Annotated in this window: 18 protein-coding genes and 4 tRNA genes; 14 read left to right on the top strand and 8 right to left on the bottom strand. The window is 61.8% G+C overall.

All coding sequences use genetic code 11. The features are described 5' to 3' along the window. Positions 1-2: 2 nt before the first annotated feature. Positions 3-305 carry a 30S ribosomal protein S20 gene (rpsT, locus tag OO015_RS00940; protein ID WP_265938895.1) on the bottom strand — a complete coding sequence of 101 codons (303 nt, stop codon included), beginning with the start codon at positions 303-305 and terminating at the stop codon, positions 3-5. Positions 306-465: 160 nt separating this feature from the next. Between rpsT and murJ the strand changes: the two genes are divergently transcribed. Genes murJ through aspS form a run of 4 tightly spaced genes read left to right on the top strand, consistent with a single transcriptional unit; the run spans position 466 to position 7,159 of the window. Next, the gene (murJ, locus tag OO015_RS00935) at positions 466-2,079 is read left to right on the top strand and encodes a murein biosynthesis integral membrane protein MurJ (RefSeq protein WP_265938893.1); all 1,614 of its coding nucleotides are present in this window, start codon (positions 466-468) and stop codon (positions 2,077-2,079) included. A 31-nt stretch (positions 2,080-2,110) separates the two neighbouring features. Further along, entirely contained in the window at positions 2,111-3,937 is a 1,827-nt protein-coding gene (lepA, locus tag OO015_RS00930; protein WP_265938891.1) for a translation elongation factor 4, read from the top strand. Positions 3,938-3,941: 4 nt separating this feature from the next. After that, positions 3,942-5,303 (top strand): MazG family protein, encoded by a 1,362-nt coding sequence (locus OO015_RS00925; protein ID WP_265938889.1) that lies wholly within the window; start codon positions 3,942-3,944, stop codon positions 5,301-5,303. A gap of 38 nt (positions 5,304-5,341) precedes the next feature. Continuing rightward, a complete protein-coding gene (gene aspS / locus OO015_RS00920) occupies positions 5,342-7,159 on the top strand; it encodes an aspartate--tRNA ligase (RefSeq protein ID WP_416236579.1) in 1,818 nt (605 codons plus the stop codon). A gap of 101 nt (positions 7,160-7,260) precedes the next feature. Here the strand turns inward: aspS and OO015_RS00915 are convergent, their stop codons facing one another. Together OO015_RS00915 and OO015_RS00910 are read right to left on the bottom strand one after the other, a co-directional pair. Then, complete coding sequence (locus OO015_RS00915) at positions 7,261-8,148, bottom strand: manganese catalase family protein (RefSeq protein WP_265938885.1); 888 nt, start codon at positions 8,146-8,148, stop codon at positions 7,261-7,263. 73 nt (positions 8,149-8,221) lie between these two features. Further along, complete coding sequence (locus OO015_RS00910; protein WP_265938883.1) at positions 8,222-8,752, bottom strand: Fur family transcriptional regulator; 531 nt, start codon at positions 8,750-8,752, stop codon at positions 8,222-8,224. Between the two features lie 198 nt (positions 8,753-8,950). Between OO015_RS00910 and OO015_RS00905 the strand changes: the two genes are divergently transcribed. From OO015_RS00905 to OO015_RS00895, 3 genes are all read left to right on the top strand, one after another. Continuing rightward, positions 8,951-9,037, top strand: a tRNA-Leu gene (locus tag OO015_RS00905). A gap of 6 nt (positions 9,038-9,043) precedes the next feature. Continuing rightward, positions 9,044-9,116, top strand: a tRNA-Val gene (locus OO015_RS00900). A 22-nt stretch (positions 9,117-9,138) separates the two neighbouring features. After that, a tRNA-Phe gene (locus tag OO015_RS00895) sits at positions 9,139-9,214 on the top strand. 108 nt (positions 9,215-9,322) lie between these two features. Here OO015_RS00895 and OO015_RS00890 read toward each other — a convergent pair. Continuing rightward, entirely contained in the window at positions 9,323-10,258 is a 936-nt protein-coding gene (locus OO015_RS00890; protein ID WP_265938881.1) for a 2-deoxy-5-keto-D-gluconate 6-phosphate aldolase domain-containing protein, read from the bottom strand. Positions 10,259-10,355: 97 nt separating this feature from the next. Here OO015_RS00890 and OO015_RS00885 point away from each other — a divergent pair. From OO015_RS00885 to purH, 7 genes are all read left to right on the top strand, one after another. Next, a tRNA-Gln gene (locus OO015_RS00885) sits at positions 10,356-10,426 on the top strand. A 100-nt stretch (positions 10,427-10,526) separates the two neighbouring features. Next, the gene (gene hflX / locus OO015_RS00880; protein ID WP_265938879.1) at positions 10,527-11,846 is read left to right on the top strand and encodes a GTPase HflX; all 1,320 of its coding nucleotides are present in this window, start codon (positions 10,527-10,529) and stop codon (positions 11,844-11,846) included. Positions 11,847-11,947: 101 nt separating this feature from the next. Next, complete coding sequence (locus OO015_RS00875) at positions 11,948-12,310, top strand: roadblock/LC7 domain-containing protein (protein ID WP_265941000.1); 363 nt, start codon at positions 11,948-11,950, stop codon at positions 12,308-12,310. A 13-nt stretch (positions 12,311-12,323) separates the two neighbouring features. Further along, a complete protein-coding gene (purM, locus tag OO015_RS00870) occupies positions 12,324-13,391 on the top strand; it encodes a phosphoribosylformylglycinamidine cyclo-ligase (RefSeq protein ID WP_265938877.1) in 1,068 nt (355 codons plus the stop codon). 51 nt (positions 13,392-13,442) lie between these two features. Next, positions 13,443-14,018: a GTP-binding protein gene (locus OO015_RS00865; RefSeq protein ID WP_265938875.1), complete on the top strand. Its 576-nt coding sequence runs from the start codon at positions 13,443-13,445 to the stop codon at positions 14,016-14,018. A gap of 48 nt (positions 14,019-14,066) precedes the next feature. Then, positions 14,067-14,687 carry an HD domain-containing protein gene (locus OO015_RS00860; protein WP_265938873.1) on the top strand — a complete coding sequence of 207 codons (621 nt, stop codon included), beginning with the start codon at positions 14,067-14,069 and terminating at the stop codon, positions 14,685-14,687. Between the two features lies 1 nt (position 14,688). Next, positions 14,689-16,203, top strand: coding sequence for a bifunctional phosphoribosylaminoimidazolecarboxamide formyltransferase/IMP cyclohydrolase (gene purH, locus OO015_RS00855; protein WP_265938871.1), 1,515 nt, complete (start codon positions 14,689-14,691; stop codon positions 16,201-16,203). Here the strand turns inward: purH and OO015_RS00850 are convergent. The 4 genes from OO015_RS00850 to OO015_RS00835 are packed head-to-tail and all read right to left on the bottom strand — an operon-like array spanning position 16,197 to position 21,454. After that, on the bottom strand, positions 16,197-16,829 hold the full coding sequence (locus OO015_RS00850; RefSeq protein ID WP_265938869.1) for a hypothetical protein: 633 nt from the start codon (positions 16,827-16,829) through the stop codon (positions 16,197-16,199). The two genes, purH and OO015_RS00850, sit on opposite strands and share 7 nt — an antisense overlap. Continuing rightward, positions 16,813-18,006, bottom strand: coding sequence for a DNA double-strand break repair nuclease NurA (locus tag OO015_RS00845; RefSeq protein WP_265938867.1), 1,194 nt, complete (start codon positions 18,004-18,006; stop codon positions 16,813-16,815). Before OO015_RS00845 ends, OO015_RS00850 begins: the two co-directional genes overlap by 17 nt. After that, the gene (locus tag OO015_RS00840) at positions 18,006-19,178 is read right to left on the bottom strand and encodes a zinc-dependent metalloprotease (protein WP_265938865.1); all 1,173 of its coding nucleotides are present in this window, start codon (positions 19,176-19,178) and stop codon (positions 18,006-18,008) included. The genes OO015_RS00845 and OO015_RS00840 overlap by 1 nt, the downstream gene beginning before the upstream one ends. Before the next feature lie 26 nt (positions 19,179-19,204). Beyond that, positions 19,205-21,454: a VanW family protein gene (locus OO015_RS00835; RefSeq protein WP_265938863.1), complete on the bottom strand. Its 2,250-nt coding sequence runs from the start codon at positions 21,452-21,454 to the stop codon at positions 19,205-19,207. Positions 21,455-21,741: the final 287 nt, after the last annotated feature.

Below are 21,741 nucleotides of genomic sequence, written 5' to 3'. Positions count from 1 at the left end.
CCTCAGGCCCCCTGCTGTTCGGCCTGTTGCGCGAGGCGAGCCTTGAGCAGGGCATTGAAACGCTTCATGAGGCGGGACTTCCGCCGGGCCGCGTTGTTCTTGTGGATGACTCCCTTGGCTGCAGCCCGATCCAGGACGGAAATCGCATCACCGACTGCTTTCGCAGCCGCCTCGAGGTCACCCGCCTCGATCAGTTTCCGCGCCTTCTTGATGAGCGTCCGAGCGGTCGAGCGCCAGTAGCGGTTCCGGATTCGCCGCCGCTCGGAACGACGCAGTGCTTTAGCAGCAGACTTCGTATTCGGCAAAGCTTCCTACCCCCTCGAATACGACAACACCCACACGCTTCACTGTCATCTGAGTCTAACACGAGTGCCGGCCAGCGCGTGGCGGTGCGAGCAGGCGTCCTCGGCCAGCCAGGACAGTCGTCTCGAGTACCATTTCCAGTCGGCGAGACGAGGAACCGACGTGGTCACGAGCGAACAGCGGACATCGCCACGACTTGCGAGAGCGACCGTTATCGTCGCGGCGCTCTTCGTCGTCAGCCGCTTGTTCGGTTTGCTTCGAGAGATCGTGATCGCTGCACGTTTTGGGACGTCTTCGGACTACGATGCCTACGTCGCGGCTTTCCGTATCCCTGACTTGCTCTTTCTCGTCGTGATGAGCGGCGCATTCGGCTCAGCGTTTATCCCGGTTTATACTGAACTTCTCGCGAAGCGTGGACGTGAAGCTGCCTGGAAGCTCGCGAATGTCTTGATCAGTTTCACGTTATCGGCTTTTGTCCTCACAGGTCTTGTCACGCTTCTCACGGCTGACCTGCTCATTCGCCAGCTCGTCGCACCGGGGTTGTCGCCGGCCGCGCAAGACCTTGCCGCGAATCTGACTCGGGTGCTGATCCTCTCACCGCTGTTTCTCGGGATCGGTGCCGCAGCGAAGGCGATGCTCGAGGCGGACTCCCGCTTCACGGAACCGGCCGTGGCGCCGTTGCTCTACAACGCTGGGATCATCACTGGCGCCCTTCTGCTCGCGCCGAAGGCTGGTATCTTCGGCCTCGCCTACGGTGTCGTTCTCGGTGCGGCTGCCTATGCAGCCGTGCAGCTCGTTTCCTTGTACCGCTCTGGTTGGCGATTCTTCTTTTCGCTCCACCGCAGAGTTCCTGGCTTACAGGATGTCGGAGCGCTTCTCGGACCCAGGCTCCTGGCCCAAGCAGCAATGCAAATCAATCTGTTGATTCTGACCAACCTCGCCTCGCGGGTCGGGCACCAATCGATCGCTGCGCTGCAGTACGCCTACCAGATTTTTCTCCTTCCGCACGGCGTCATTGCCCTGAGTCTTGCCACCGTCCTCTTTCCGACTCTGGCTCACTATCGCAGTGCCGGTGCACTCGACCGCCTCCAGGAGACGTTCACGCGCTCTCTTTCCCTCGCTTTGCTCGCGACACTGCCCTTGATCGCCGTCTTTCTCTTTTTCGCTCGGAGTATCGTCCAGACGCTCTTCGAGTTCGGTGCCTTCACCGCGACGTCGACGACACTCGTCGCGGCCGGGCTCCGCTGGTTCGCGCCAGGATTGATCGCCTACACCGTGGTCGAGCTCCTGACGCGACTCTCCTACGCGTTCAAGGACGGCCGTTCACCCGTCATCGCTGCTGTGGGTGCGGTCGGGGCGAACCTGATTCTCGGCACCCTGCTCGCCCAGCCGCTGGGGCATCGTGGTCTCGCTTTCAGTCTCGCGCTCGCGACGACGCTTGAAATGCTGATCCTGGTTCTGCTTCTCCGGAAGCATCTTTCGATTCAGTACCGACTCGTTGTCGTCCGCCTCGCTCGAGCGTTACCGGCTCTGGCGGTGACCACGCTCGCTGCCTGGTGGTTCGCACCGCTCCTCGATCGCGTCACTGACCCTGCACTGGGACGATCGTTCGCGCAGTTGCTCGTCTTCAGCTACACGCTGGGCGCGCTCGGAGCGAGTTATCTGCTTCTGGGGCTCGCCTGCCGCCAGCCTGACCTCGTTGCCCTCGCGAGGCGCTTCCTGCACAGCTTACCGCAGCCAGCGCAAAACCTCATCGAGGCTATACTTGGACGGTGATGTCGCTCTTTCGTGGGGTACGTGCAGGGGTATGGTCGACCAGACGCGAATCCGGAACTTCAGCATTATCGCGCACGTCGATCACGGCAAGTCGACGCTGGCAGACCGCCTGCTCGAGGTCACGCAGACCATCAGCGATCGCGAGATGGTCGAGCAAGTTCTCGATTCGATGGATCTCGAGCGGGAAAAGGGCATCACGATCAAAGCGCGGGCTGTTCGCATGCAGTATCGAGCCCGCGATGGTGAGCTGTATATCCTCAATCTGATCGATACCCCTGGGCACGTCGACTTCTCGGCTGAAGTTTCTCGCAGCCTCGCCGCCTGCGAAGGTGCGCTCCTCGTCGTCGACGCGACGCAAGGGATCGAAGCACAGACGCTCGCGCATGGTATGCTCGCGATCGACCTCGGCCTGACGATCATCGGTGTCGTCAACAAGATCGATCTTCCCAACGCGATGCCCGAACAGGTGGCACAAGACCTCATGGAGCAGTTCGGGCTTCTTCCGGAGGAAGTCATCTTCGCCTCAGCCAAAGAAGGGATCGGCATCGAAGACATCCTCGAGGCGATCGTCCAGCGAGTTCCGCCACCGAGCGGCTCGCCCGAGGCACCGCTCCGGGCGCTCATTTTCGACTCGCACTACGATCCGTACAAGGGTGTGGTCGCCTACGTGCGTGTGGTCGACGGCACGCTGCGGGTCGGCGATCCGATCCGCATGATGGCGAGCCAAACGGTGGGAGAAGTCCTCGAGCTCGGCCAGTTTCGCCCGTTGATGACCCCCGTCGAAGAGCTCACAGCTGGCGAGGTCGGCTACGTTGCGACCGGACTCAAGGTCGTTCGCGATTGCCAGGTCGGCGACACGCTCACGCATGCACAACGCCCGGCAGCTGTTCCGCTGCCTGGTTATCGTCCGGTCAAACCGATGGTCTTTGCCAGCTTCTATCCGGTCAATAGCGACGATTACCAGGAACTCCGCGATGCGCTCGAGAAGCTCCGACTCAACGACGCAGCACTCGTCTTCGAGCCCGAATCGTCGGAAGCGCTCGGTTTTGGCTTCCGCTGCGGATTTCTGGGGCTCCTGCACATGGAGATCATTCAAGAGCGCTTGGAGCGGGAATATCAGCTCGAATTACTGGCAACCGCGCCGAGCGTTCAGTACGAGGTAGTCAAGCGCGACGGTAGCACGGTTTTGATCGATTCACCGGCTGAGATGCCGCCCGCCGGTGAGATCGAAGAGATCCGGGAACCGTGGGCCCGCGCGACGATTCTTACTCCGACTCGGTATATCGGGAACCTCATGGATCTGGTGACGAGCCGGCGTGGGCAACTCATCGAAATGGAGTACTTCGGCGAGGATCGTGTGCGCCTCACGGTCGAGGTTCCGCTGGCAGAACTGATCGTCGATTTTTACGACCAACTGAAATCGCGCTCGCAAGGCTATGCGTCACTGGACTATCAACTGATCGGCTATCGCCCGGGCGACCTGGTGAGGCTCGACATTCTCGTGCATGGACGCCGGGTCGATGCACTTTCGTTGATCTGCCATCGTGATCAAGCCTATGCGCGTGGACGGGAACTCGTCGAGAAGCTTCGGACATTGATCCCGCGACAGCTCTTCGACGTCCCGATCCAGGCAGCGATCGGCAGTCGCGTCATTGCCCGGGAGACGATCCGGGCCATCCGCAAGAACGTTCTCGCCAAATGCTACGGTGGCGACGTGACGCGCAAGCGGAAGCTGCTCGAAAAGCAAAAGGAAGGCAAGGCCCGCATGAAGCGGATCGGCAGCGTGGAAATCCCTCAGGAGGCGTTCCTCGCTGTCCTCAGTCTCGGTGGCGAGGCCTCGAGCCAGGCGCAGCGGTGAGCCGATGGCGGAGACTGCGCAGCTAGCCATTATCGGCTTGGGCCCGGGAGCTCCGGAGTACCTGACCCGTGCTGCTCTCGCGTTGCTCCGTGAGCGACCGGTTTTGCTCCGGACACGCCAGCATCCGGTCGTTCACTCGTTCCCGGAAGCGACACAGTGGGAATCGTGTGACGACCTCTACGAGTCAGCGGCCACGTTCGAGCAGGCCTATGACGCGATCGTGGCGCGTGTCCTGCAGCGCGCGAAAGAGACGCCGCTCGTCTACGCTGTTCCCGGCCATCCACTGGTCGGTGAAGCGACCGTGCGGCGCCTTCTGGTCGATGCGCCGTCGCATGGAATCAGCTACACGGTCATTCCGGGTTTGAGCTTCATCGATGCGGCACTCCCCCTGCTCGGCATCGACGCGCTGGCGAGCAATCTGCAGATCGTGGATGCGCTCGAACTCGTCAGTTGTGCTGAAGCTGCGCCGTTCGCTGCCGGCTACTGGCCCTTGTCTCCTCTCCGGCCTGCCCTCCTCGGTCAGGTGTATGACCGCTACATCGCATCGCACGTCAAGCTGGTTTTGCAACGGCTGTATCCCGCGGAGACGCCGATCCGGTTGATCCGAGCTGCGGGAAGTTCCCATGCACACGCGCTGCATGCGATGCTCTACGAGCTGGATCACTACGACTTCGACGCAACGACGACCGTGTTCATCCCGGCGCTCGACCCCTTGGATGCACCGGTGACCGAGGCGTTGCAGCGAGTGGTCGCACGCTTGCGAGCGCCGAATGGCTGTCCGTGGGATCGGGAGCAGACGCATCGGACACTTGTCTCGCATCTCCTGGAGGAAACGTACGAAACCATCGAGGCGATCGAGGCGGAGGACGACGACGCCTTGCGCGAGGAATTGGGCGATGTGCTCCTCCAGGTTCTGATGCACGCACAAATCGCCGAAGAGCGTGGTGCCTTCGTCTACGAGGAAATCGTGGGTACCGTTATCGAGAAACTCGTGCGTCGTCATCCCCATGTGTTCGGTCAGGAACGTGCTGAATCGGCAAGTTCAGTTCTGGCTCGCTGGGAAGCGATCAAGGCAGCGGAGCGTGCCGAGCAGGGGCGGCGGGAGCGTCTGGTACCGGCTTCACTCCCTGCACTGGCACGAACACAAAAATTGCTCGAGCGATTACATCGTATCCAACCAGAGCGACTCGCGGAACTGCAACGGGCACTCGCCCTGGTGGACTCCGATCCGGCTCGTGTGCTCGGCGCTCGTATCGTCTCGCTCGTCATCGAGGCGGTCCGATCCGGTGTTGACAGCGAAGCAGCCGTGCGATCCTGGAGCTTCGCCCTTGAACGCGAGGTCATCGACCAGTTGCAGGATTCCTGAAAAGTCCGAGAAAGGAGCTCGTCGTGAGCGACACAACGATCTCAGCACGAGCAGGACTCCGTCGGCATACCACCTGCGGGGAACTGCGTCGCGAGCACGTCGGTCGTACTGTCACCTTGAAGGGATGGGTGCATCGTCGTCGGGATCATGGTGGACTGATCTTCCTCGATTTGCGTGATCGGTACGGCATCACCCAGGTAGTCGCCAATCCGGCGCACTCACCAGATGCGCACGCAACGGCCGAGCGGGTGCGCGCAGAGTACGTGCTGGCTGTCACCGGCCAGGTCGTCGCCCGACCGGAAGGTACGGTGAACCCTGCCTTACCGACTGGCGAAATCGAAGTCGTCGCTGACCGCATCGAGATTCTGAATCCTTCGAAAACACCACCCTTCCCGATCGCCGAAGAGACCGACGTGGATGAGTCGCTCCGTCTGGAGTACCGCTATCTCGACCTTCGCCGTGCACGCCTGCAACGGAACTTGCTCCTCCGCCATCGTGTCGTTCGCTTCGTACGGCAGTATCTGGAGGAGCGTGACTTCGTCGAGATCGAGACGCCGATGCTTATCAAGAGTACTCCCGAAGGAGCACGTGACTACGTCGTACCGAGCCGAATCTTCCCAGGCCACTTCTATGCGCTGCCCCAATCGCCGCAGCAACTCAAGCAGCTCCTCATGGTCGCGGGCTTCGATCGCTACTACCAAATCGCTCGTTGCATGCGCGACGAGGACTTGCGAGCCGACCGCCAACCGGAATTCACGCAGATCGACCTCGAGATGTCCTTCGTCGATGTCGAGGATGTGATCGACCTGGTCGAGGGTTTGTACACAGAGATGTTCGAGCAGTTCGCTTCGAAACCGTTGAAGGAAAAGCCTTTTCCACGACTGACCTACGCTGAAGCGATGCTCCGCTACGGGAGCGACAAGCCGGATCTGCGTTTCGGCCTCGAGATCCAGGACGTTTCCGATGTCTTCACGGCGACTGAATTCGGTGTGTTCAAGAATGCTCTCGCTGCGGGCGGTGTGATCCGTGGCTTCGCCGTGCCGGGGTTCGCCGACGCAACGCGTTCACAGCTCGATCAGCTGACCGAACTGGCACGCTCGTTCGGTGCCAAAGGCCTGGTGTGGCTGGCACTCCAGCAAGATGAAGGACGCCTCACCGCGCGCTCGCCAGTCGCGAAATTCCTGAGCGAACACGAACTCGCGACGCTCGCGGAGCGGTTCCGGGCCAATCCTGGTGACTTACTCTTGCTCGTCGCCGATGCCGAGTCAGTCGCCGCGAACGTTCTCGGTCGGCTACGAAATCAGGTCGCCCGTGACCGGAAACTCATCGACGAGTCGGTCCATGCCTTCTGCTGGGTGATCGATCCACCCCTCTTCGAATGGAACGAAGACGAACAGCGCTGGGAAGCGATGCATCATCCGTTCACAAGTCCACGGGACGAGGACATTCCGCTCCTGGACAGCGACCCGAGCCGGGTACGCGCCAAAGCATACGATCTCGTGGCCGACGGTTACGAACTCGGTACCGGGAGTATCCGGATCCACCAGCGTGAGGTCCAGAACAAGATCTTCTCCATCATGGGCTACGACGACGCGGAGATCGAGCGCCGCTTCGGCCATCTTCTGCGGGCGTTCGAGTACGGCGCACCGCCGCACGGCGGAATGGCCCCTGGTCTCGACCGCACGGTGATGATCCTGGCTGGTGAGTCGTCGCTGCGTGAAGTGATCGCCTTCCCGAAGAACCAGCGTGCTCAGGACCTTATGCTCGGCGCGCCGTCACCGATCGACGAGCGGCAGCTTCGCGAGCTCCATCTCTGCATCGTCGACACCGAAGAATCGTCAACGACCGGCGCATGACTGTCGGGCGCTCTGCTCTTGAAGGACTCGGGAAAACGATTGTCGGGGGCCGGTTGCAACCGGCCCCCGACCCGTGGTGAGCAGCGAGGAGTATGCGGCGTTCAGCTCGCAGCGAGCTTCTTGGCGAGCTCGGCGATTTCCTCGGGCGCCAGCCCTGGAGCGAACTCCTCCGGCACCTCCGGGAGATCCGGCACTGGCCCACCAGCTGGTGGACCGTCGACGACCTCGAGGTCTCCATCGCCAGCCGGAGACGGTCCGCGCCAGATCTTCGCGATTTCCTTGTAGTCCTCCGGACTGAACCGGTAGAGCCGCCGATGGACGCCCATTTCCTCGTACTTGCGCGCCTCGGGGAACTTGCTGTTCTCGATATTGGGAATCGGCAACAACTTGGTTACCTGCACGCCGGTGAGCGTCTCGAGCGCCTTCGCGTAGGCCGTCGCATGGACGCCGCCACGGACCAAGAGATACCCGATCATCTCGCGTGCGACCGGGTTCGTCGTCATCTCGTAGACACGAATCTTATGTAGTCGCGCGCCACACTCCAAGAAGAAGTTGTGGAGAAGATCCAGGATCAGGTTGCCGCTGGAGAAGACGTAGTCGCCATGCCAGAACGCACCCATCGAGTTTCCGACGAACGCCGTCTGCGCGGTTGCGATAAAGTGATGCGTATTGCGCAAGTTGACGGCAGGGGCGAGCGGTGCGGCATCGGGTGCTGCTGGCTTCGTCGTGCCGGTCAGCATCAAGTTGACCGTAGCGGCGACCAACTCGATATGGCCGAGCTCCTCGGTCGCGATGTTCGCGATGAGGTCGTAGTACGGACGAAGCTTGTCGCGACCGCGGAAGTTGAACGACTGGTATGTGTAGTTCATCAAGGTCGACATCTCACCGAAGCGTCCGCCGAGCAGCTCCTGAACAGCGGCGGCAGCATTCGGGTCAGGCTCCTTCGGCTGCGGCAACTCGATTTGCAGACGATCGATTCGAAGATACATCGCGCTCCCTCCCTCGGAACGATCCGACGACAGCACTGTCAGTAGATCCCGTCAGTCCCTGTCGTCCAAACGGTCAGTCGGTGGACCACGAGGAGCCGACAGCTGACCGTGCATCGGCGTCTCCTTCGGCTCGCGATGCGGCGACACACCGGGGACAGCGGCCACGCCAGATCACTTGCGCTTCATCCACCTCGGCCCCTGGAAGGTCGGGCTCGAGGCAGGGCTTGCTTCCGACGACACAGGGCACATCGATCACTGCACCACACTCGCGACAGACGAAGTGGTGATGCCACTGCCGGAGCGTCTCCAGCAGCATCCGTCCCGGCCCAACGTCGGCGACCATGACCAGTCCAGCGGCCACGAGCGAGTGGAGCACGTTGTAAACCGTCGCCCGAGGGAGGTGAATGCCGCGAGTTTCCAGGTGGTGCAGCAGCTCATCGACGGATCGGTGCCCACCGCTTCGCTCCAGCGTGTCCAGGATGAGGAGACGCGGATTGGTCACCCGCAACCCTGCCCGGCGCAGGCGAGACGCCAGTTCGGCGCGTCGTTCGGGCGAGAGGAATTCGGTCACTGCGAGCCGTGCCCTTCCCTTGACACGGTCCAATGTACACACCTTTTTGGACAGTGTCAAGAGACGCGCGCTGGAGACTGATCCCTTCCTCGGTCGAGTTGGGAATTCGCAGTCGATCGCGCTCTCCTCCGTTGCAACCGACGAACACGCCCCGGCTGGGAGGCGCCATCCCTTGACAGCGCCTGCCGCTCCTGCCTATACTCTGTAGTGCTGCCGAGGCGGCAGGGACGTGCCGAGGTGGCGGAATAGGCAGACGCGCTACCTTGAGGGGGTAGTGCCCGAAAGGGCGTGGGGGTTCAAATCCCTTCCTCGGCACCACTTCGCGGGCGATTAGCTCAGCTGGTAGAGCGCCACGTTTACACCGTGGAAGTCAGAGGTTCGAGTCCTCTATCGCCCACGAATGCCGCGAGGCAGCGTAAGCCGAGGTAGCTCAGTTGGTAGAGCACGTGACTGAAAATCACGGTGTCGGCGGTTCGATCCCGCCCCTCGGCACCACGAAGAGAAACGGACAATGGCCGGCTCCACGCGGAGCCGGTTTTTCGTCCTGTCGAGACAGTGACCCCCAGCGGGACAAACCCCGCTGGGGGTCGCGGCCACGCTGCATCAGGCCACAGCTGCGCGGGAGGCCTCCACGAACAGGTCGATCGCTCGCAAATAGTTGGCTGCGATCTTGTCAGCAGCCTCGTCTCGGGAGAGCGTTCCGTTCAAGAAGCCCTGTACACCCTCCCACCAGAGCGTGCGACCGATTGCGAAACCAATATAGCCCGGGACTCCCGCGCCCATGCGGAGCCAGTGATCGACGCGAGCAGGATCGGCTCCCCGTCCCAAAACAACGCAGCTGACGTGGTCACGACCACCACTGCGCACCTTGGCGGCCATACGCTCGCAGTCCTCGCGACGATCCAAGCCCTCGATCTTCCAAACGTCCGGTACCACGCCGGCAGCATAGAATTCGTCGATCGCTTGGAGTGTCAGGTCCGGCCGCACGTCACGGTCGTAGCGCTCACTATCGCCTCCGACCCGCTCGAGCTGTGCCTTGGTGGCTGGCACGAGCAACTCGAGGAGGAACTTCCGATCCCGCTCACGCAGCCAATCGTGCAGTCGCTTGAGACGCTCGAGCTGGATCTGCTTGGTATCGGCAGGATCTTCGGGGTTGTAGCGCACGAGTGCCTTGGAGAAGGTGGGATCGAACGCCAGGATGTGGTCGCCGAACTGGTCACCGTACTCGAAGTCGAAGACCTTCTGGCCACTCTTCTCGACCGGCATCGCGAGGATATACCCGCGTTGTCGAGCCACCCGCGCGACGTCCGCCCCGTATTGCTCGTCCACGAGAATACCGGCTGCGTCGCGTGGTGCACCTCGCTCGACCGCGAGCTCGAAGCCAGCGAAGATCACCTGCTTCGCCTGCCGGATTTTCTCGTCCCGCTCGCTTTCCGGCACACGGGCCTTGCTGGCCATCTCCTCGAACGAGCTCCGATGGTCGAACGCGAGGATGTACAGCGGTCGATCGTAGCCAACGCCCATCACGACACCTCCCATCCTAGAGCCTCCACTGCCCCAACGCTAACCGAGATGGGGGAACCGATGCAACCCTTGACAACGATCGACTACGACGACTACACTTTATCGCGGTCGTTGGGGAGTCGTCTAACGGTAGGACGGCTGACTCTGGATCAGCTAGTTGGGGTTCGAATCCCTACTCCCCAGCCTGAAGCTGCCGCCGCAGTCGGCGGTGGCTTTTCGTCTTTTGTGCGTACACTTGTGCTGGGGCGGTCAGCCCACGCACTGTGTGAGCCAGTGGCGTACCGTGAGTCGGAGGAAGGCGACGAATCTCTTCATCCAGCCAACTGAAACCGAACGCGCCCTGCTCGTCTGCGTACACTGGCGGCATGACGGGTGGGATCCCCAATCGTCTCTCACTGAGTTGGCCCAACTCGCAGCGACTGCCGGTCTGCAGGTTGTCGGATCCATCGTTCAGCATCTACCACACCCGCATCCGCGACACTATGTCGGACCAGGGAAGCTTGCTGAAATATCCGCACTTCGCGAACGTCTCGGATTTTCCGTGTTGCTGGCTGATGACGAACTCAGCCCTTCACAACTCCGTCACCTGGAGGAGGCTCTCCAGGTCAAGGTACTGGACCGAACCGCGTTGATCTTAGACATCTTCGCGCGTCGGGCGCAGACGCGCGAAGGGCGGCTGCAGGTCGAGCTGGCTCAACTCGAGTACCGCCTACCACGCTTGACCCGCATGTGGACCCACCTCTCTCGACAAGCAGTCGGTGGCGTCGGCCTTCGCGGGCCAGGGGAAACGCAGCTCGAAATCGATCGGCGCCGGGCGCGTGAGCGGATCGCCTGGATCCGGCGGCAACTGGAAGATGTCCGCCGCCATCGCGAGCGATACCGGCAGCGACGCCGTCAGCAGCGCCTGCCGGTCGTCTCGCTCGTCGGGTACACCAATGCCGGAAAGTCGACACTCTTGAACGCCTTGACCGGCGCCTCCGTCCTCGCCGAGGACAAGTTGTTCGCGACGCTCGATCCGACAACCCGGCGCCTAGAGCTACCGGATGGACAGGTCGCTCTGCTCACCGACACAGTCGGTTTCATCCACAAGTTGCCGACGTCACTGGTCGCAGCATTTCGCGCCACGCTCGAGGAGATCCTCGATGCAACCCTGCTGTTGCATGTCGTGGATATCACGCACCCGAAAGCCGCCGAGCAAGCAGCAACCGTCCGCCGCGTTCTGCGCGAGTTGGGTGCCGAGCAGTTTCCGACGATCACCGTCTTGAACAAGATCGACGTGCTCGGCTCGGACCTGGCTCCTGACAGGCTCGCCGGCGAACTCGGTCTGCCGCCCAATGCGGTCCTCGTGTCTGCACGAACAGGTCAGGGCCTTCCGCAGTTGCGCCAGCGCATTGCCGAGGCGCTGCGGGCGGTTACGAAACCGGTCGCCGTGCAGCTTCTCGTTCCGTATCGAGAACGAGCGATCCTCTCCCTCATCGAAGAGCGAGGCACGATCGAAGAACAGCGTTACCAGTCAGAGGGCATCGTCGTCCAGGCGCGTATTCCGTCCTCCCTGCTGCCACGGGTGGAGCGCTATCTGCTTGCTGAGTCCGCCGATCGCTGAAGAATACTCGCTCAGGACGAAATTCCTGTCGCGCTTTGTCAGAAAAGGGTCGATAATAGGACCAGACGAACGGTGCAGCGCGAGGAGCAGTTCCCGTGACGATGAGCGAACTGGTACAGCGGTTGCAGAAAGACTACGGTCTCGAGGCCGCGCTGGTGGTGACCACCGACGGTCTCCTCGTCGAAGCAGCTTCGGCACCTGGCACGGAACTGGACAGCGAGGCGATCGCCGCCAACGCGGTGAGCGGCTTGCTCATGCTGGAAGCACTCGGGCAGGAACTCGGTAGTTCCCCGCGTCAAGCGATCGTCGAGTTCGACCGTCACTTGCTCTTGATCGCGCCCCTGGATCAGGACACGGCACTCGTCCTGGTCGCACAGGGCAGCGGGAATCTGGGACGCTTGCGGCTTGCCCTGCGTCGTATCGGCCCACAGCTCGAACAGCTGGCACGCTCGGGAGCACTGTGACGAGGAACGATTCGTGGAATCGCTGTCGTACGCTCGGACTGGCGTGGATTTGACCCGCGCAGAAGCGGTCAAGGCGCGCATCGCACGGGCGGTCGAGGAGACATTTACCCGCGACGTGCTGCGCCCCCTGGGATTATTCGGTGGCGTCTTCGCTGCACCGGGAAGCGACGGACAGCTCGCACTCGTTGCGACGATCGACAGTGTGGGGACAAAGATCCTGGTAGCGAACGTGTGGGGGGTTCACGAAGGTATCGGCATCGATCTCGTCCACCACAGTGCGAACGACCTGCTCGCATGCGGTGCTTTTCCGCTGTTCTTTCTCGACTACTTCGCGACTGCCCGGCTCGACGACCGCGTTCTCGAGGAACTCGTCCGTGGCATGACGCGGGCATGTCGGGATCTGGGCTGCGCGTTGATCGGTGGAGAAACCGCACAGCTACCGGGCATCTACACCCCTGGTGCGTACGATCTGGCTGGCTGTATGGTCGGCGTCGTCCCCGTCGACCGGATCGTCGACGGTTCCCGTATCGTCCCGGGGGACGTGGTGCTCGGGCTTCCGAGCAACGGGCTGCACACCAATGGGTACTCTCTGGCGCGCGCGAGTCTGGGAATGACCGGCAATCCGGAACGAGATCGGTCGATTCTCGAGGAAATACCGCCCTGGGCTGACCGACCACTCGGTGAGCTGCTGCTTCAGCCGCACCGATGCTACGTGCCACTTCTGCGCGAGTCGCTCGGGAACGAGGGGCTCCACGGCATGGCCCATATTACGGGCGGAGGCCTCGTCGAGAATATCGCACGCATCGTTCCCTCTGGTTGCCGAGTCGAGATCGACTCGCGGACGTGGGAAATCCCGGAAATCTTCGGCGAAATTCAACGCCGTGGGCAGATCGACACGGCGGAAATGTTCCGCGTCTTCAATATGGGGGTCGGCTTCGTCGTGATCGGCGAAGCGGCCTTTATCGCAGACCTTCGATCCCGACTCGGCGAGGGCTGGATTCTCGGAAGGGTCCTCGCAGCAGATGGACCGCGCGTGGTTCTGCGCTATGGGGAGCAGGACGATACTGTCCTCGTCGCGTAACTGGTTCGCTGATGGCCTGACCGAACGGAAGGATCCCGGTGATCGAAGACCATGGCGCTGATCGATGTCGCAGCACGCGAGATTCACGCGAAAATTGTGTACTATGGACCTGGTCTTTCTGGAAAGACGACGAACCTTCAGGTGATCCATCGGTCGCTTCCACCGCACGTCCGAAGCGAACTGGTTTCCATCGATACGGAAGCGGAACGAACGCTGTTTTTTGATTTCCTCCCCGTGGATATCGGAACGATCCATGGGTATCGCCTTCGGCTCCAGCTGTACACCGTGCCTGGGCAAACGCTCTACCGGCAGACGCGCGTTGCTGTTCTCAGCGGCGCTGATGGAGTCGTCTTCGTCGCCGACGCACAAAGAGAGCGACTCGCTGACAACCTGCAAAGTCTGCGCGAGTTGATTCAGAATCTCGCGAAACAAGGGAAGCGGTTCACGGATTTTCCGCTTGTCCTTCAATACAACAAGATGGACCTGCCAACCGCGCTGCCGGTTCCCGTCTTGGACCGCTATGTCAATCCCATGCGGGCACCCCGGTTTCCTGCTGTCGCTGTCCGCTCCGTCGGAGTGATCGAGACCCTCCGGACGATCATCCGCCTGGTCGTCGATCGTCTCTGAACCCGCCCTGACTTCGGGCATACTTCCCCCAGCACGGGAGGTTGGGCAGTGCTGCGATCCGATCCGTCCCTCGAACGAGCGCGAGCTGCCGGTACGATCGAAACGCCGGACCCGGAGCATAGCGAGCACGTCGCTTTCCTCGCGCTGCGGCTCTTCGATCAGCTGCGTGATCGCTTCGGTCTGCCGCCTGAGGGACGCGACTACCTCGCCGCAGCAGCCCTCTGGCACGATGCTGGCCAGTTCCGATCGCTGGCCGAGCACCACCGGTATAGTTTTGACCGTATCATGGCTGTTCCCCTGAAGGGATTCGACCGCACGGAGCAACTCGCCATCGCGAACATCGCTCGGTACCATCGAGCGGCGGAACCCTCACCGCGCCATCCCCAGTTCCAACGACTGCCGTATGCCTTGCGTCGACTTGTCGAACAACTCGCAGCGATTCTCCGGATCGCCGAAGGGCTCGATGCTAGTCATCAACAGTTCGTGGAAGACGTCAGTGTCGAGTTCAATAACGGTTACATCACCATTCACGCGCGTTCGAAGACCTATCCCACACTCGAGGTGGAAAAAGCGCAGGCACGTGCAGGCTTGTTCCGGGCGGTCTTCGGCAAGGATGTTCTGGTGCTCCCGGAAGTCGATGAGCACGCCAGAGAACATGTGAGGAGGTAAGATGAGGGCACTCCTCTCGGTCTCGGACAAGTCGGGAGTCGTCGAGTTCGCACGCCAGCTACTCGAATTCGGGTGCGAACTCGTTTCGACCGGTGGTACAGCGCGTCTCCTGCGAGAACACGGTTTGCCAGTACTGGAAGTTGCCGACTTCACCGGTTTTCCCGAACTGCTCGAAGGACGAGTCAAGACATTGCATCCGGCGGTTCACGCTGCGATTCTTGCCCGGCGCGATGAACCGAGCCATATGGAACAACTCGCACGTTTCGGCTACCAGCCGATCGATCTCGTCGTCGTGAACCTGTATCCGTTCGATCGTGTCGTTCACGCTGACACCCCGGAAGCGGAAGCACTCGAATTGATCGATATCGGTGGGCCGACTCTGCTGCGTGCCGCAGCCAAGAACTACCGGTGGGTTCTCCCGATCGTCGATCCGAACGACTACGGCCGCGTCGCGGCCGTCCTCGCGGCCGGTGGCCCAGCCGTGGTCCCTCTGGAGTTCCGTCGGGAATTGGCCGCGAAAGCATTCGCTCACGTCGCAGTCTACGACGCGCAGATCGCTGCCTACTTGCGTCATGACCAGTTTCCCGACCTGCTTCCCCTCCCGCTCGAGAAACTGCGCACGCTTCGCTATGGAGAGAATCCGCACCAGGTCGCTGCGCTCTATCGGATTCGCGGCTATCCCGCTCAAATCGGCTCCTGGCGGACGATCGGGGAAGTCGAGTTATCGTACAACAACGTTCAGGATGCTGCTGCAGCCTGGCAACTCGTGTGGCGTTTCGAGCAGCCAGCAGCTGTTATCGTGAAACATGCTGCTCCGTGTGGTGCCGCAATCGGCGAGACGATCGCTGATGCAGTTGCCCGTGCGTTCGACGCGGATCCGGTCTCGGCGTTCGGTGGCATCGTCGCGTTGAACCGTCATCTCGACGAGCCGGTCTCCCGAGCCCTCGCGCAGCACCTCTTCGATATCATTATCGCGCCATCGATCGAGCCGACAGCAGAAGCGCTGCTCCGTCGACGCAAAGCGTTGCGTATCGTCCTCGCACCACCCTGGTGTGAACCACCCGTCATCTGGCGAACGACAGCTGATGTCGCTCTCGTTCAGACGCCGGACATTCCGAGTCGGGCACCCCAAAGCTGGCGTCGAGTTACCACGCGCGAGCCCAGTGAACGCGAGTGGGAGGACTTGGTCTTCGCCTGGACCGTCGTTCCCTTCGTTCTCTCCAATGGGGTAGTCATCGCCCGTGACCAGCAGACTGTCGGGATCGGTGGCGGCCAGCCTAATCGCGTCGATGCCGTGCGCCTCGCACTCTGGCGTGCTGGAGACCGAGCGAGGGGCGCGGTCCTCGCGAGCGATGCGTTTTTCCCGTTTCCGGATGGGGTGGAAGTTGCAGCTGCGGCAGGCATCACGGCTATCGTGCAGCCCGGTGGTTCGAAAAGAGACAGCGAAGTCATCGCTGCAGCGGAGCGTGCTGGTATCGCGATGGTGTTCACCGGGGAACGACACTTCCGTCACTGAAGTGATTCCTCGGTGCGCAGTGCTCCCTCCAATGCTGTCAACACGCTGTAAAGCCGGTCGTAGTCCCGCTTGAGGAGACGCGCGAGTTCTCGCGCTGCCGATTCCAGCCAGCCGTGATCGTTCCCTCTGGTTCGGTACACGTACCGCAGGTGTGCGGCCAGCAGTTGCTCAGTTGGAACCGGACCCTGGAAGCGATCGAGCAGCGGCAAGTAGGCGAGCCGCTCCGTAAGGCGCAGCACGGTCGAGTTCTCGACCACCTCGACACTGTAGTGGAGTGGTGGGGGATACGGTGGGACGAGGAACACGAGTTCTTGCGACTGCTCGAACGCGACGGCGACCGCAATGAAGAGCGACCGGAGCACGAAGCGAAGCTCCGGATTCGCTTCGTACAACGCTCGATCTTGCAACGCTGGGGAGCCGCGCCGTACGACACGACGTCCCGGATCGACTGCTCCTGTCTCGGCGTAGGCGACGATACCATAGACCGTCTCGATTCCCGATCCCGCCACACGGACGAAGGAACCGAGTTCTGGTACGCGATCCAGCTCGTCGCATTCGACGACAAAACGGACCGTCGAGGTTTCGACGACCTCGCCGATCCGTGCCCGTTCATGCGAAGCGCACACGCTTGCTGCGCTCCTTCGCCGACCGTTCCATGATCAGCCCATAGGCTGCGTAGAGTTGCTGGATCAACGTCTCGAGCTGGGCACGCTCCTGCCAGTGAATGACTGCCTGCTCATGCGCCTCCTGCAATGCTAACGGGTAACCGCGTGCCCGCTGGCATTGATCCCAGACCACTGCGTGAACGAGATCGAGAAGCGAGCTGTCACGAGCGATCCAGAAAGGCAACTCGACGCGTGCAATCTCTGCGCCTGTCTGCACGTAGAAAAACACGATCTGGTCGTCTTCCGGAAGTTGCTGCAAAATGGTCGATCGGCTACGGAAACAACCGGTCCGTTCACCCGGCGCCAGCCGCGTCGTTTGGAACTCCCCGAAGAGCCACCGATCCGTCACATTGGGCACGACGAGACAGGCCTGTTGGCGCTCTCCGCGTTGAACGCGCAGCAGACAGTCGTCACAATCGACAACACGCCCGTGAACCGGATAGTCGCAGGCGGCCACCCGCAGGACATTGACGATATCGCGGGAACCCGGGTAGCTGATGATCCCCGCGACTGGTACTCGCCGCATGCGGTACGCTGCCAGTGCTGGCGCGAACTCCCTCATAACCCATTGCACCACTGTCGTCGCTTGGCCTTCGAGTCCCCACGGAATCAGTGTTCCATCGAGCAACACGACCGACGGTGCGGTGACACGGTCGATCCAGCTCAGTCCTGCCCGGAGTTCCATCACTGCACGACGGAGGCCGAGCACAGTACCGCTAACCGGAATCCGTCGCGCTCCGTCGGCGATCCACAAATCTTCCTCGCGCCAGAGGACTGTCGGCTCGGCTCCGAGGTGCGCTTCCGGTGTTTGCCCGTACTGCAAAATACAAAAGCCGATGTTGACGACCGCATAGGCGAGCGGACCGTGCCGATCACTCGCAACGATCGACCCATCGGTCGCGATGCACGAATATCCATCAGCTGGGATTGCCGGAGCCGGGTATTTGACGAAATATCGGTCGAGCGCGATGCCGAGTAGCCAGGAAGTCTTGGCGCGTTCGATCCGCTGGAGCACCTCGTCGTCATCGAACGTTGCGAGCAGGTCGAGCAGTTCGGGTTCTCGATGGCGGGTCTGTACCGACGATTCCACTACGGCTTGCCGAAGTGCATCGATCACCTTGAGGAGATCGAGCGTCATCACCGTGCTCCGCTGGCAGCAACCCGCTGGTACCACGTCTCGACGTTATCGAGTTCTTCGTAGCGTGGCAACGTCTCCGGGGATACCCAGAGTAGGCGCAGGCTTGCCGGACCATACCGTTCCACGACGGCTCGGCAAAACGCCTCACCGCGGCGATACTGCTCCAACTTGATATCGAGTCCTGTCAAGCGAAGAATCAGTTGTTCCGCCGGGGTACGCATCCGCTCCCGTTCCTCGAAACGCCGCTCGATCACCTCGTAGGCCCGGAGTAGCTCGCGTCCGACCTCCCGCATGACGTAGTTACTGTAACCCTCGACGATCGCCATGACCGCTTGGAGCGAGCGGAAGATGTGCCGCTGTTCCGCCGACATGAACAACTCGATCCACGCGAGGTCAGCCTGGCGTTCCGCGCGAGCAGCCGCTCGAACAGCTTCCAAGATGCGGCGACCAAGATTGGCGTCCCGTCGAAGCGACTCGACCCACTGTCGGATCAGGCTGTTGATGTGATCACCGAGCCAGGGAAAGGTTTCGAACTCGAAGGCGTGCGTTACCTCGTGGAGCACGAGCCATCGTCGGAAATCGTCCTCTGGAAGATTCCAGGCTCGAATAACCCAACGGACATTCGGTTCTACGAAGTAGAGCTTCCCGGTCGTGACCGGTTCGCGCCCCAGTACGGCAATGTCGTACTGACCCAGCACGCGACGAGAGAGAAACCCGAGAGCCATCCCGACTTCAGCCGTTGCTGCCGATCGGCCGAGGTGTGCCCAGACAAGAGCCCCGATACGCGCAAGTGGTTGCTCGGGAAGGTGCACGATGCCTTCGAGCGGACGCAGGATCTCGGCGAAGTTCTCCAGATTCGCATCGATCCAATCGATGCGGTCGAACACGAAGAGCCGGGAGACTCCTGTCGGAACCGGAGCGTCGATGAATCGTGCAATGGAAGGGACCAGTTCCTCGGCTAGCTGCCGGTACTCTGCGCGTGCTCGGTCGCGCTCTTCCGCACCGAGCCGGATACCTCCAGAGAGATTGATCGCGAGTTCACGTGCTCGCGCCCAGTCGATGAGCGGTGGCGCTTCCGAGCGCGCGACGTGGTCGCGTACGCGACGCCCGACCCATTGGCCGAGTGAGAGACCAACCACCAGTCCCGCGAATCGTGCGTAGCGAGCATGCATCCGGCTCCCTCCCTCTTCGGCGCCGCTCATTCTTGTGTCGGCGTGGCCGTCGGTTCCGCTTCCGGAGCATTCGATTCTTCAGCTGCAGGTGTCCCCACCATCGGCTCGGGAGTCGGTGAAGCTGTCGGTCTGGGAGACGGTTGCGGACCGACCAACGTGACGTTCTGGGAGGGCAGATAGGTGCTGCGGAGCGTCAAATCGTCGATCAGCCGATCACCCTCGTAGACTCGTCGTCGAATCGTGACCGTAAAACCGTCTCGTGCCCGCTCGACGATGACTTGCTCGCCCGGGGCCAGGTCTGGTGATTCCCGGAAGACCGGCGTCGGATCAGCCTTGACCACATCTGTAACCACGGGGTCATCCACCTCGACACGCCAGTTCGGCTTCGTGCCCCAGATTTCAAAGTGGACCCAAGAACCATCGGCCCAGGCCACGATTGCGATCCAATCGTTCGTCGCATTCCGAAACCTGAAGTCCAGTCCAAAATCCGTATCCACCGTGGCGTCGAGTCCGATGAGTCCACTCGGCGGCTGCCCGTAGAGAGGGATCCAATAGAGGTGCCAGTTCCGTTCGACGATCGGGAATCCACCCCAAAACGCCGCGTGGAACAGTGTCGTCGAGACCTGGCAGACACCTCCACCGACGGACGGAACCGTCTGTACGCGGCCGTTCGTGGTCACGATGCCATAACCGACCTTATAGCCATTCTCCAGATTGATCGGTCCCACGGTCTGGTTGAACGAAAAGACCTCACCTGGTGGGACCAGTGCACCATCGACCCGTTCGACCGCCAACTCGACGTTATGGCGACGGTTCGGTGCAGAGTCACCGTAGTAGGTCGCACCCGACGAGATACGTTCACGGATCACGATCTCCGCAGCCATTGCACTCGTGATTTTCGGCTTGACCTCGCGTACGGCGAGCGGGACTTCACGCGTTCCGGCTTCGACCGCTCGTTGGAGCGCCTCCAGCGAGGCCTCGAGGTCGAGTTCCTGCCCAACCTGTTCCGCTGCGACGACTCGGACCTGTCCACCAGAGTAGCGGAGCACGGCATCACGCGGTTCCTGCCGCACCTCCGACTCGAGATCCCTCAAGAAGGCTCCTGCCCTCTCTGGATCGAGAGTCACGCGCAGGCCGGTAACCTGCTCGCCGACTCGCTGCGGCTCGAACGCCAGGAGTGCGGCGAGATCATCTCCTTTGAGCCATCGCTCGCCACCCGGCCACCGTACGAGGATCCCACGATTCACCAGCTGTTCTGCCGCTGTCTTCGCCGCTTGAGCCATCGGCGTGGTGACGAGCGGGTCTGCCCGCCGAGCGCGTACGGGCACGGTGCGCTGGTGACGGGCGACGCGTTCCAAGAGTTCCGCGACAGTTCCCTCGACATCCAGTACCGCACCTGGTTGAGCCGGAATAACGACGAAGTGCAATCCGTCCCACTGTACGGTCGCGTCGCGCGAGGGGGTAACGACGAAGTCAGCGATCCGCCCAAGGTACGCTTCGAGCTTGCCGCGGTCGAGCCGGACCGAGTAGCCGTCAGCTGTTCGCTGCACGATGAGCAAGGAGAGGAGATCCCGGGGCTCGATCATCCAGCGCGGCTCACCATCGAGCGACAATGTGATCGGCTCGCCCACGAGTTCCTCGACCTGTGGGACGAGGGCTTCCAGCTCGTCATCCCGGATGTTCGGTTGCAGGGTTACCGGAGCGAGATCGATGGTCCCGCTTTCGGCGAGCATGAGACGCCGTTCGACTTCCGCCAGGGCCACTCCGAGGTCAATGCCGAGGCCAGACCGCCCTGGCACTACCCGCACCGCACCATTCTCATCGACATCGAACCGGGGTTCGACCGGCGGCGTAGCTGCGAGTGTCGCTATTTCTGTGAGCGCCTTTTCAACCGGGCTGGCATCGAAAGTCACTGGAATCGCTACCCGTTCGCCGAAAAGCCGCGCCCGTAACCAGGTTCCCGAATCTCGCCACAGGCTACCGCTTCGCCCCACCCGCTGGGCATCGGTCACTGCCGCCTCGATATCCCAGACCGGGTCGAGATCCCCGACACGGAGCCGTGCTTCGTGGCCTTCGAACCGCAGCGTCAGCGACTGTTCCGCGAACTGGGTCAGACGCGCACGGACCCGCGACTCGGCCTCGGCTGTATCCAGTCCTCCGACGTCGACCGATCCAATTCGAACACCTGGATAAATCCGATTCCCTTGTGTGACACCATACGCCAGGAGCGAGGCAGCGAGAACGAGCACCAACGCTGCGAAGCCGACAGCAACCAACGTCGCGACTCGCTGGATCGGAAGGGGCGAAAATCGGCTACCAACTACTTGGCGAACGGATTCGGCGATGCTCACAGGTCCCCCAACCCCGCAGTGTCCGGACACCGAACCGCTGATGAGTGTACCAGAGCAGGCTACCGACGGCGGACAGCGTCGATCTCCGGATGCTCGCGCACCGCGATCGATGCGCAGGGATCCCGCCTTGCTCCGTTACAGTTCGACAAACGAGCCCAGCACTTGCGAGAGGCCATGCCAAAGTGGTACGGTGCCGACGGTTACTGGATGGT

Origin of the sequence: Thermomicrobium sp. 4228-Ro (genome assembly GCF_026241205.1) — a bacterium.
Lineage (GTDB): Bacteria > Chloroflexota > Chloroflexia > Thermomicrobiales > Thermomicrobiaceae > Thermomicrobium.
The sequence above is the reverse complement of the archived record's forward strand: the minus strand, read 5'-3'. Positions and strand labels throughout refer to the sequence as shown.

Excerpts from the sequence above, each read along its gene's own strand:
- lepA (WP_265938891.1), top strand. The coding sequence starts at position 2,111 with ATGGTCGACCAGACGCGAATCCGGAACTTCAGCATTATCGCGCACGTC.
- OO015_RS00925 (WP_265938889.1), top strand. The coding sequence starts at position 3,942 with ATGGCGGAGACTGCGCAGCTAGCCATTATCGGCTTGGGCCCGGGAGCT.
- OO015_RS00915 (WP_265938885.1), bottom strand. The coding sequence starts at position 8,148 with ATGTATCTTCGAATCGATCGTCTGCAAATCGAGTTGCCGCAGCCGAAG.
- OO015_RS00890 (WP_265938881.1), bottom strand. The coding sequence starts at position 10,258 with ATGGGAGGTGTCGTGATGGGCGTTGGCTACGATCGACCGCTGTACATC.
- OO015_RS00875 (WP_265941000.1), top strand. The coding sequence starts at position 11,948 with ATGAGCGAACTGGTACAGCGGTTGCAGAAAGACTACGGTCTCGAGGCC.
- OO015_RS00865 (WP_265938875.1), top strand. The coding sequence starts at position 13,443 with ATGGCGCTGATCGATGTCGCAGCACGCGAGATTCACGCGAAAATTGTG.
- purH (WP_265938871.1), top strand. The coding sequence starts at position 14,689 with ATGAGGGCACTCCTCTCGGTCTCGGACAAGTCGGGAGTCGTCGAGTTC.
- OO015_RS00845 (WP_265938867.1), bottom strand. The coding sequence starts at position 18,006 with ATGACGCTCGATCTCCTCAAGGTGATCGATGCACTTCGGCAAGCCGTA.
- OO015_RS00840 (WP_265938865.1), bottom strand. The coding sequence starts at position 19,178 with ATGCATGCTCGCTACGCACGATTCGCGGGACTGGTGGTTGGTCTCTCA.